At 70.8% G+C, this 9,736-nt stretch carries 7 protein-coding genes; 3 read left to right on the top strand and 4 right to left on the bottom strand.

What is annotated here, in order from left to right; all coding sequences use genetic code 11:
- Positions 1–308: 308 nt before the first annotated feature.
- From NE236_RS40575 to NE236_RS40565, 3 genes are all read right to left on the bottom strand, one after another.
- A complete protein-coding gene (locus NE236_RS40575; protein WP_252847622.1) occupies positions 309–1,148 on the bottom strand; it encodes a phosphoribosylaminoimidazolesuccinocarboxamide synthase in 840 nt (279 codons plus the stop codon).
- Between the two features lie 174 nt (positions 1,149–1,322).
- Positions 1,323–2,063: an SDR family NAD(P)-dependent oxidoreductase gene (locus tag NE236_RS40570; protein WP_252847621.1), complete on the bottom strand. Its 741-nt coding sequence runs from the start codon at positions 2,061–2,063 to the stop codon at positions 1,323–1,325.
- 216 nt (positions 2,064–2,279) lie between these two features.
- Positions 2,280–4,046, bottom strand: coding sequence for a hypothetical protein (locus tag NE236_RS40565; RefSeq protein WP_252847620.1), 1,767 nt, complete (start codon positions 4,044–4,046; stop codon positions 2,280–2,282).
- A 311-nt stretch (positions 4,047–4,357) separates the two neighbouring features.
- On the opposite strand from NE236_RS40565, the gene NE236_RS40560 reads away from it, so the two are divergent.
- Both NE236_RS40560 and secY read left to right on the top strand, forming a co-directional pair.
- Positions 4,358–5,041 (top strand): hypothetical protein, encoded by a 684-nt coding sequence (locus tag NE236_RS40560; RefSeq protein ID WP_252847619.1) that lies wholly within the window; start codon positions 4,358–4,360, stop codon positions 5,039–5,041.
- Positions 5,042–5,224: 183 nt separating this feature from the next.
- Positions 5,225–6,523: a preprotein translocase subunit SecY gene (secY, locus tag NE236_RS40555; protein WP_252847618.1), complete on the top strand. Its 1,299-nt coding sequence runs from the start codon at positions 5,225–5,227 to the stop codon at positions 6,521–6,523.
- 196 nt (positions 6,524–6,719) lie between these two features.
- Here secY and recD2 read toward each other — a convergent pair whose 3' ends face one another.
- On the bottom strand, positions 6,720–8,963 hold the full coding sequence (recD2, locus tag NE236_RS40550; protein WP_252847617.1) for an SF1B family DNA helicase RecD2: 2,244 nt from the start codon (positions 8,961–8,963) through the stop codon (positions 6,720–6,722).
- A 104-nt stretch (positions 8,964–9,067) separates the two neighbouring features.
- Between recD2 and NE236_RS40545 the strand changes: the two genes are divergently transcribed.
- On the top strand, positions 9,068–9,643 hold the full coding sequence (locus tag NE236_RS40545) for a Uma2 family endonuclease (RefSeq protein WP_252847616.1): 576 nt from the start codon (positions 9,068–9,070) through the stop codon (positions 9,641–9,643).
- Positions 9,644–9,736 lie beyond the last annotated feature (93 nt).

The following is a 9,736-nucleotide window of genomic DNA, read 5'->3' as shown; positions in this document are numbered from 1 at the left end:
GATCGCGGCCCGGCGACCGGACGAGGGCACGCCCTGGACGGCCGACGAGATCCACCTGGTCCGTAGCCATCTCGGCGGTGAGGCGCGCTATGAGACCCTCCACACGTGGCCGCTGGCCGAACCCAGTGGGCGGTGACGGCCACCACGCCCACCGGCCACCGACCCTTCAACTCGGCGTCCGGAACGCCGATCCGCGGTACTCCGGCCGCGTCCGCCGTCCCGGGAGGGGCGCGTCCGCGCTGACGGAGAACGGCCCCGGGCGATCGCCCAGGGCCGTTCTGAAGGGTGACCGTGTGCCGGCCGGGTCGTCAGGCCGACGGCCAGGACGCGCCGGTGATCCGCTCGTACAGCTCGATGTAGCGGGCGCGGGTGGCCGCGACGATGTCGCCTGGGATCGGCGGGCCCGGCGGGGTGCGGTCCCAGTCGCCGACCGTCGACGACCAGTCGCGGACGAACTGCTTGTCCAGGGAGTGCTGCGCCCGGCCCGCCTCCCACGTGTCGGCCGGCCAGAACCGGGACGAGTCCGAGGTCAGCAGCTCGTCGGCGAGCATGAGCGTGCCGTCCGGCGCACGGCCGAACTCCAGCTTGGTGTCGGCGATGATGATGCCGCGCTCGGCGGCCAGCGCCGCGCCGCGACGGTAGATCTTCAGGGTCGCGTCGCGGAGGCGTTCGGCGGTCTGCGCGCCGATCTCCAGTACGACCTCGTCGAAGGTGATGAACTCGTCGTGCCCGGTCGCCGCCTTGGTCGTCGGCGTGAACACCGGCTCCGGCAGCCGGGACGCCTCGACGAGGCGCGGCGGCAGCGGCACCCCGGAGACCGTCCCCTGCTTCTGGTACTCCTTCAGGCCCAGGCCGGTGAGGTAACCGCGGGCGATGAACTCGACCGGCAGCATCTCCAGGCGACGGCAGCGGATCGCTCGCCCGGCCCACTCCGTGGGCACGTCGTCGGCGGAGATCACGTGGTTGGGCATGACGTCGGCGAGCTGCTCGAACCACCACAGCGACAGCTGCGTCAGGATCTTCCCCTTGTCGGGGATCGGCGTCGGGAGCACGACGTCGTACACGCTCACCCGGTCGGTCGCGACGAGGATCAGATCGTCGCCGTCCGCGTAGACGTCGCGGACCTTGCCCGAATGCACCAGCTGCATGTGTTCTCGCAATCTCCACCCGCGGGGCCCCGCTCGGGCCGACTCACCGCTACTGAGAAGGTACCGGTCGCCCAGGTGAGCGGCCCGAGCGGGGACGGAGCGACGGGTTCCCGGTGGGCCGCCCGGGCCGGGCGGCGTGACCGCTGCTCGGCCAGGGCGGTTCGGCACCGGGTTTCAGGCGGCGTGGCCGCCGTCGATGGCGAACGCGGCGCCGGTGACGTATCCGGCCTCGTCACCGGCGAGGTAGGCGACCATGCCGGCGATCTCGTCGGCGGTGCCGAAGCGGCCGACGGCGGTGAGCGACCGCTGTCCTTCGGCGAACGGGCCGTCAGCCGGGTTCATGTCGGTGTCGACCGCGCCGCAGTGCAGGACGTTCACCGTGATGCCGCGCCCGCCCAGATCACGCGCCAGGCCCTTGGTGAGGCCGAGCAGGGCGGACTTGCTCATGGCGTACACACTCATCCCGGGACCGGGGACGTGAGCGGTCAGGCCGCTGCCGATGCTGATGATCCGGCCGCCGTCGCCGAGGTGGCGGGCCGCCGCCTGCGAGGCGAGGAACACGCCCCGGACGTTGACGGCCAGCGCCTGGTCGACCTGCTCAAGAGTCAGGTCCTCGAGCGGGCCGACGACACCGATGCCGGCGTTGTTCACCAGGATGTCGAGACGGCCGAACTCGGCCGCCACGCGGTCGACCGCGCCCACGACCGCCTGCGGGTCCGCCGCGTCGGCCTGGACGGCCATCCCACGCCGGCCCGTCGCCTCGATCTTCGTGACCACCTGCTGGGCCTGCTCGTCGGAGTTCACATAGGTGATCGCGACGTCGGCCCCCTCGTGGGCCAGCCGGTAGGCGGCCGCCGCGCCGATTCCGCGGCTGCCGCCGGTGACCAGAGCGACCTTGCGGTTGAGACGGGACATGTTCATCTCGTTTCTGGAGGAGTGGAGGTGCCTCATGAACCCCGGGCCGTCGGGACCGGTTGCACCGGATGGCCGGATTTCTCGCCGGAAGGCGGACGCGGAGCTCGGCGAAGGCCATGCCACCCGCGGCGATGAGCCGCGAATCCCCCGGTTCCGCGGCGCCGTCCAACGGAATCGGCGACGTCGCGGCGCCGTGGCGTTGCCGGGCGTTCGGTCCTACTGGCGGCGAAGGGCGCGGGTGATCCCGGCGGCGATCGTCGTGGCGAGGACCCAGCCGAGGACGACGAACCCGTACATCAGCCACTGCAGCCACCCGGCAGGTGGCAGGTACGCCTTCCGCTGCCCGAGGTCGATGATCGGCAGCAGCAGGTCCAGCGTGTAGATGAACGCGTTGAACGGCGGTGCCTTACCGGGCTCCGCCGCGAGCGGGTGCCGCGTGTGGAAGGCGACCGTCCCGACGATCAGCATCAGCGCGAGCCAGCCCGCTGCCCGCCACGGCCGGTAGCCGTACCCGACCGTCGCGTCCTGCAGGTAACCCCAGACCCTGATCGGCAGGGGGAGGCCCGATCGGCGGCGACGCTCCTTCGCCAGCAGCACGTTCCGGGCATAGGCGTCGTTGCCCGTGCGGCGGTAGGTCTCGGCCAGTTGCTCGTACGGCTGGGGACGGAAACCGGGGGGCGTCCTGTCGAGCCAGGCCAGCCCCGCGTTCACGCTGGTGGACGGTGCGATCGCGTTGTAGGTGAGGCCATCGAGCCGCAACGTGCCGGGCAGCGCCCCTGGCGCGTACTCCAGCAGGCCCAACTGCGCGTACCGGAGGTCCACGGTGCCGCCTGGTGGGACGGCCGGCCGCAGGATCAGCTCGCGGGCCGTCAGCCACCAGCACCCCAGGCTCAACGCCGAATCGTCCTTGAAGCAGGCGCGGGAGAAGTCCAGCGGGCCGGTGATCCGCGCTCCCGACAGCCGGACGCTGCCTTCGACGGTGAAGTCGTCGCGGCAGTACATCCCGTCCGCCGTGAGCCCGCTGGCGTGCAGGCCGATGCGGTGGGGATTGAGGATCCGCGCGCCGTCGAGGATGAGGGGACCGACGATCCGGGCGTTGAGCAGGTGCAGTTCGCCGTGGGCGGTGAAATCGCCGGTGCAGCGCATCTCGCCCTGCACGGTGAGCCGGGCCCCGCGCAGCGCGTATCCGCCCGGATTGCTCAGGCGGGCTCCGTCGAGGTTCAACTGGCCTTCGACCGTCGCACCGTCCACGTCGATCGACCCGTTCGCGGAGAACGCGTTCCGGGCGAGGAAATCCCCGCCGACGACGATCCGGGGAGCCGCGAGCGCGCACGCCTTCGGATTGGAGAGCGTGGCCCCTTCGAAGTCGATGCTGTCGCCGATGCGGGCGCCGGGGAAGCGGATCTCGCCGTTCGCGCGGAAGCCGTCGCGGCACAGCAGGTCGGCATCCACCTGGAGACGATCCGCTTCGAAGACCGGGCGGCCTGGACCGCCACCGGGATCGCCGAGCCGTGCTCCGTTCATGAACAGCGCCCCGGCGATGTGCGTGGCGATGAGGCGGACCGTCTTGTCGATCACGGTGTCGGTCAGCAGCAGGTGACCGTCGATGAACGCCGTCGATGCGTAGAGTCCCTCACGAAGGTGCGATCCACGCAGGTCGATCTCCCGGGACCGCACGCCGTGGAGGTCGAGCATGCCGGTCATGTGGCAGGAACGCAGGCTGAGCGGGTGGGTCACCGAGGCGAACCTGAGGTCGAGCGTGCCCACGATGCGCGCTCCGGTGATCCGTACCGCCGGAACGCCGGCCCGGCTCGGCGGCGTCGCGCTGACGAGGAGCTCGCGGACCACCTCCGCCCTGATCGTCCGGTCGGGTCCCCAGGTGGCGCCACGTCCTGGGTCTCCGCTTCCCAACGTCAGGCGTCTCCCGGTGGAGAACGCCTCTGCGAGCTTCCGCTCCGAGGCTGTCAGTTGCTTGTTCCGCACGAACACCTCCACACCAGTGATCTCCCGGAGAACGGGAGATATCGCATGAATGGCCGGGATCGGCCGCCACCGAAGCGGGCGCGACGTTCAGGGAAGGCGGCAGGAGGGCGGACGCAGGGCTCGGCAAAGGCAGCACCACCAGCGGCGACGTGCCGGGAACCGCCCGATCCCGCGGCTCCTTCACCGAGCGCTGTGCACATCCCGTGCCGTCGCACGATGGCCGGGGGCGCTTCATCGGGCCGCCGCCAGGGCCCTTGCGGAAACATGGACGGTGTGCGCCGCCGAGGTCTATCGTGATCAACGATCGGCCGATGCGTGCTGACATGCCGCCGGCCGAGACAGGACGGGTCGGACGGTCGGCGGGGGTGGGCGTGAAGAGCCACACCTTGCTTCGGCGACGGCTGCTGACGCTGCTGGCCGGATTCTTCGGCTTCTTCATGACCGCCGTCCTGGCGGCGATCCCGGGGACCGCCGTCGCCGACGTCATCCGGGTCGGTAACGCAGAGAGCGCCAACGCCGCCGGAACCGGTGGCTCGGCGGCGACCGTCGCCGCTCTCGACCGGGGCCGGGGCTCCGGGCATTCCCGTGCGGCTCTGGCCGGCGCCGCCCATGTCCCACGGCGAGGCGCACCGGCACCCTCCCATGTCCCACCGGCACCCGCCCACGCGACGGGCACGGGTGCCTCGGTCGTTCCGGGCCGGTCCGCCACAGCGGACGCGATCGGAAGGCCGTCTTTCGCGGCGGAGGTCGCTCACCCGGCCCCGGCGACGGACCACGTGCGCGGCGAACGTGCAGCCGCGTCACGTTCTCCCGTCGGTGACGCGCCGGCGGCCGACAGGTCCGGTCCGGGCGCCGTCACACCGGCGGCGGCCGTGGATCACGCCCGCGCGTCCCGGCGTGTGGCCGCCGTCGTCGCGGCGCATACGAGGCCGTCGCCTGCCGTCTTCACCTCCGCGGTCAGCCTCCGCGGGCCTCCCTCCCACACGGGTTCCTGACGATCCCGTTCATCGACCGCGGCGTCCTCGAGAACGCCGCGGCGTTCCCGTGTGGAGGCATGTCATCTCTCGTATCACCCTGCGGCGAGCACGTTCGGTGCTCGCCGGATCACGCGCGTACCCGTTCTCGGATCCCTTCGCCCGTCGTACCGGTCACGGGACGGCCTCTTTCCGGGAGGGCGGATGCTGACCGCCTTCCTGCGAGCCTGCCGGACCCCTGACCTGCGTCGGAAACTGCTGTTCACGCTCGGCATCGTCGTGGTGTTCCGATTCGGGCAGAACCTGCCCGCGCCGGGTGTCGACGTGTCGGCCGTCCGGGCGTGCGCGCAGGCCGCCGCCCACGGCGGCCGAGCCGACGTCTTCAGCCTGGTGAACCTGTTCAGCGGCGGCGCGCTGCTCAAACTGTCGGTCATGGCGCTGGGGATCTACCCCTACGTCACCGCCAGCATCATCCTGCAGTTGCTGACGGTGGTGATCCCACGTCTGGAGGCGCTGAAGAAGGAGGGCCAGGCGGGCACCGCGAAGATCACCCAGTACACCCGCTACCTCACGGTCGCGCTGGCGATTCTGCAGGGCACGACGGTCGTGGCGATGGCGGCGTCCGGCAGGCTCTTTCCCGGCTGCGGGCAGCGGATCCTGGGCGACACCGGCACCCTCACCGTCGTCACGATGGTGACCTGTATGGTCGCCGGCACCGCCGTCATCATGTGGCTCGGTGAGCTGATCACCGAGCGGGGCATCGGCAACGGCATGTCGATCCTGATCTTCACCCAGGTCGTCGCCGTCCTCCCGACCGAGTTCTGGAGCATCTACACCAGGAAGGGCGGGTTCACCTTCGCGCTCGTGATGGTGACGAGCCTGGCCGTGATGGCCGGAGTCGTCTTCGTCGAGCAGGCCCAGCGGCGCATCCCGGTGCAGTACGCCAAGCGGGTGGTGGGCCGGCGCTCGTACGGCGGTACGTCGACCTACATCCCGCTGAAGGTCAACCAGGCCGGCGTGATCCCGGCCATCTTCGCCTCGTCGCTGCTGTACGTACCGGCGCTGGCGGCGCAACTCTGGCCCCGGAACACCTTCCTCAACCGCACGCTCGCCCCATTCACCCGGCAGGACCACCCCTGGCACATGACCGCCCTGTTCGGGCTGATCGTGTTCTTCACGTACTTCTACGTCGCGATCACGTTCAACCCGACCGAGATCGCGGACAACATGAAGAAGTACGGCGGGTTCGTGCCCGGCATCCGCCCGGGACGGCCCACCGCCGGGTACCTCGATCACGTGCTCACCCGGATCACCGCGCCTGGGGCCCTCTACCTGGGGCTGATCTCGCTCATCCCGATGGTGGCGCTGTCGTTGTTCGGGGCCACGCAGGACTTCCCCTTCGGGGGGACCAGCCTCCTGATCGTCGTCGGCGTCGCGCTGGACACCGTGAAGCAGATCGAGAGCCGGCTGCAGCAGCACTACTACGAAGGGTTCCTTCGATAGCGCGGGCGCCTGGGCCGCGACGAGCCCTGACGCCGTCGCCGACGGGCCGCGAGGCGGGGCGGTGACGAGCCGGGGTCTTGCCGCGGCGGACGCGATGCTCGGTGAAAGGAGCCCGCCGGTACGTGGTTCGTCACGATCGCGTACTTCAACGGCTCCTTCGCCGAGTGTTGTGCACACCCCGTCGACGGCGCCGGACCTACGCGCCGCCAGGAGGTCGGCCGCCGAGCCGGAGGCGGTGGTCGAGGGCGGTGTGGCGGCGTCCGGCGCCGGCCGTGCGGACCGCGGCGGCCAGCGCCCTGGGGGAGCCGGCCAGGACGACGAGCCTCTTGGCGCGGGTGACGGCGGTGTAGAGCAGGTTGCGCTGCAGCATCATCCACGAGCTCGTCGTGAGCGGGATGACGACGGCCGGGTACTCGCTGCCCTGCGAGCGGTGGATCGTCACGGCGTACGCGTGGGCGAGCTCGTCCAGCTCCGCGAAGTCGTAGTCGAGGCTCTCGTCCTCGTCGGTGAGCACCGTCAGCGTCTGCTCCTCCAGGGAGATGCCGGTGACCACGCCCACCGTGCCGTTGAACACCCCGGCGGCGCCCTTGTCATAGTTGTTGCGCAGCTGGGTGACCTTGTCGCCGACGCGGAACGCCCGCCCGCCGTACCGCCGTTCGGGCCGTCCGTCGCGGTGCGGAGTGAGCGCCTCCTGCAGCAGCGTGTTGAGGTTCCCCGCGCCGGCCGGGCCGCGGTGCATCGGGGCGAGCACCTGGACGTCGCGGCGCGGATCGAGCCCGAACTTCCGCGGGATCCGCTGCGCGACGATCTCGACGGTCAGCTCCGCGGTCGGCTCGGCCTCCTCGCACGGGAACAGGAAGAAGTCGGGGAAGCCTCGTGTCCGCGGCGACTGCCCGGCGTTGATCCGGTGGGCGTTGACCACGATGCCGGACTGCTGGGCCTGCCGGAAGATCTTGGTGAGGCGCACGCGGGGGATCGCGTCGGCGGCCAGCAGGTCGCGCAGCACCTCCCCGGCTCCCACGGACGGCAGCTGGTCGACGTCGCCGACGAGCAGCAGGTGCGCGCCGCGCGGGATCGCCTTGACCAGTTTGTTGGCGAGGATGACGTCGACCATGGAGGACTCGTCGACGACGACGAGGTCCGCGTCGAGGGGGTTGTCGCGGTCGAACTTCGGGTCGCCGCCGGGCTGCAGCTGCAGCAGCCGGTGCACGGTCGCCGCCTCGTGGCCGGTCAGCTCGGCCAGCCGCTTGGCAGCCCGCCCCGTGGGCGCGACCAGCACGACCTTGGCCCGCCTGGCCCGTGCGAGCTCGACGATGGACCGCACGGTGAAGCTCTTCCCGCAGCCGGGTCCTCCGGTGAGCACCGCGACCTTCTCGGTCAGCGCCAGGCGTACGGCCTCCTCCTGCTCGGGGGCCAGGTCCATGCCCGTCCGCTGCCGTAGCCAGCCGAGGGCCTTGTCCCAGTCGACGCCCTGGAAGGCGGCCAGGCGGTCCTCGCCGACGCCCAAGAGGCCCAGCAACCCGGTCGCCAGCGAGTGTTCGGCGCGGTGGAAGGGCACCAGATACACCGCCGGCACGTCGCCTTCGCCGACCGCCACGCGCTCACGGACGACCTCCTCCGCGGCGACCGCCTCCTCCAGGCAGGGGCCGACCAGCTCGCGCGGCACCTCCAGGATCTTCGTCGCCTCGGTGACCAGATTGGGTTCGGGCAGGTAGCAGTGCCCGTTGTCGGCCGCCTGGGACAGGGTGTACCGCAGGCCCGCCTTGATTCGCTCGGGGCTGTCGTGCGGGATGCCGACCGCCTGGGCGATCGTGTCGGCGGTCTTGAACCCGATGCCCCACACGTCCGCGGCGAGCCGGTACGGCTCCTTCCGCACCACCGAGATCGACTCGTCGCCGTACTGCTTGTAGATCCGGACCGCCAGCGACGTCGACACGCCGTGGCCCTGCAGGAAGACCATCACCTCCTTGATGGCCCTCTGCTCCTCCCAGGCCGCGGCGACGCGGTTCGACCGCTTCGGCCCCAGCCCGTACACCTCGACCAGGCGCTCGGGCTCCTCCTCGATCACGCGCAGGATGTCGGTGCCGAAGTGCTCGACCATCCGGTCGGCCATCACCGGGCCGATGCCCTTGATCAGCCCCGAGCCGAGGTACTTGCGGATGCCCTGGACGGTGGCGGGCAGGACGGTCGTGTACGAGTGCGCCTCGAACTGGCGGCCGTACTTCGGATGCGACGTCCACCGCCCCGTCAGCCGCAGGCTCTCGCCGACCTGCGCGCCCAGCAGCGGCCCCACCACCGTGAGCAGCTCCGAACCGGTCCGGTCGGTGGCGACCCGCGCGACGGTGTACCCCGTCTCCTCGCTCGCGAAGGTGATCCGCTCGAGCACCGCCTCCAGGACCCGAGTCCCGGGCGGGGAGGACGCCGTCTGTGGCTCCGACACATCGACATACTGCCCGAGATCAATGACAGATCAGGCGACCCCCCACACGATCACTGAGGTTAGAACTACGCTGAGTTTCGCAACCCGGTGGGAGAGGACGCACAGTGTCGGTATCGTTCACGGAGAGTCACGGTCGTTGGACCGTCGACGCTCTACGCCGACTGCCGGAGGACGAGTTCCACCGGTACGAGATAGACGATGGTGTCCTGATCGTGAGCCCCCGCCCCGCAGCCCCCCACCAGGTGGCCTCCCTGGAGATCGCCGTTGTCCTGCGTGAGCCCGCCAGGGCCGCCGGTCTGGAGGTCATTCAGGAGGTGGAGGTCGTCACCCACCGCCGGGACGACTGGCTGAAGGTGCCCGACCTCGCGGTGGTGGTCGGGGACGCCGTCGACGCGGAGCCGCAGGAGTTCGAAGCGGCCGACGTCGTACTGGCGGTGGAGATCAGCGGGAGCAGGCAGAGCCGCAACCGGGACTTCGGAGAGAAGCTCCAGGCCTATGCCGAGGCGGGCATTTCCCATTACTGGATCATCGAGCTGATCCCGACGCCGCGACTGACCGTCTTCGAGCTGGCGGACGGCGCCTACCGGGAGGTCGTCGCCTCGGAGGAGCCGGTGAAGCTCACCCGGCCGTTCCCCGTGGAGATCGATCCGGCCCGGCTGCGAAGGGCGAGAGGGCGCTGAGCGTCCGTTGGGCCGCGGCGACGCCGGGGGCGACGGCTGCTCGATTCTCGCGCCGGAGCGCATAGGCTCGGTGTGTGAACCGTGCTCCTCGAT

The sequence above is a fragment of the Actinoallomurus purpureus genome (assembly GCF_024055795.1).
Lineage (GTDB): Bacteria > Actinomycetota > Actinomycetes > Streptosporangiales > Streptosporangiaceae > Actinoallomurus > Actinoallomurus purpureus.
This window is presented reverse-complemented; position numbering and strand designations above follow the sequence as displayed.

Coding starts and splice junctions, on each gene's coding strand:
- secY (WP_252847618.1), top strand. CDS start 5,225: ATGCTGACCGCCTTCCTGCGAGCCTGCCGGACCCCTGACCTGCGTCGG.
- NE236_RS40570 (WP_252847621.1), bottom strand. CDS start 2,063: ATGTCCCGTCTCAACCGCAAGGTCGCTCTGGTCACCGGCGGCAGCCGC.
- NE236_RS40575 (WP_252847622.1), bottom strand. CDS start 1,148: ATGCAGCTGGTGCATTCGGGCAAGGTCCGCGACGTCTACGCGGACGGC.
- NE236_RS40560 (WP_252847619.1), top strand. CDS start 4,358: ATGCGTGCTGACATGCCGCCGGCCGAGACAGGACGGGTCGGACGGTCG.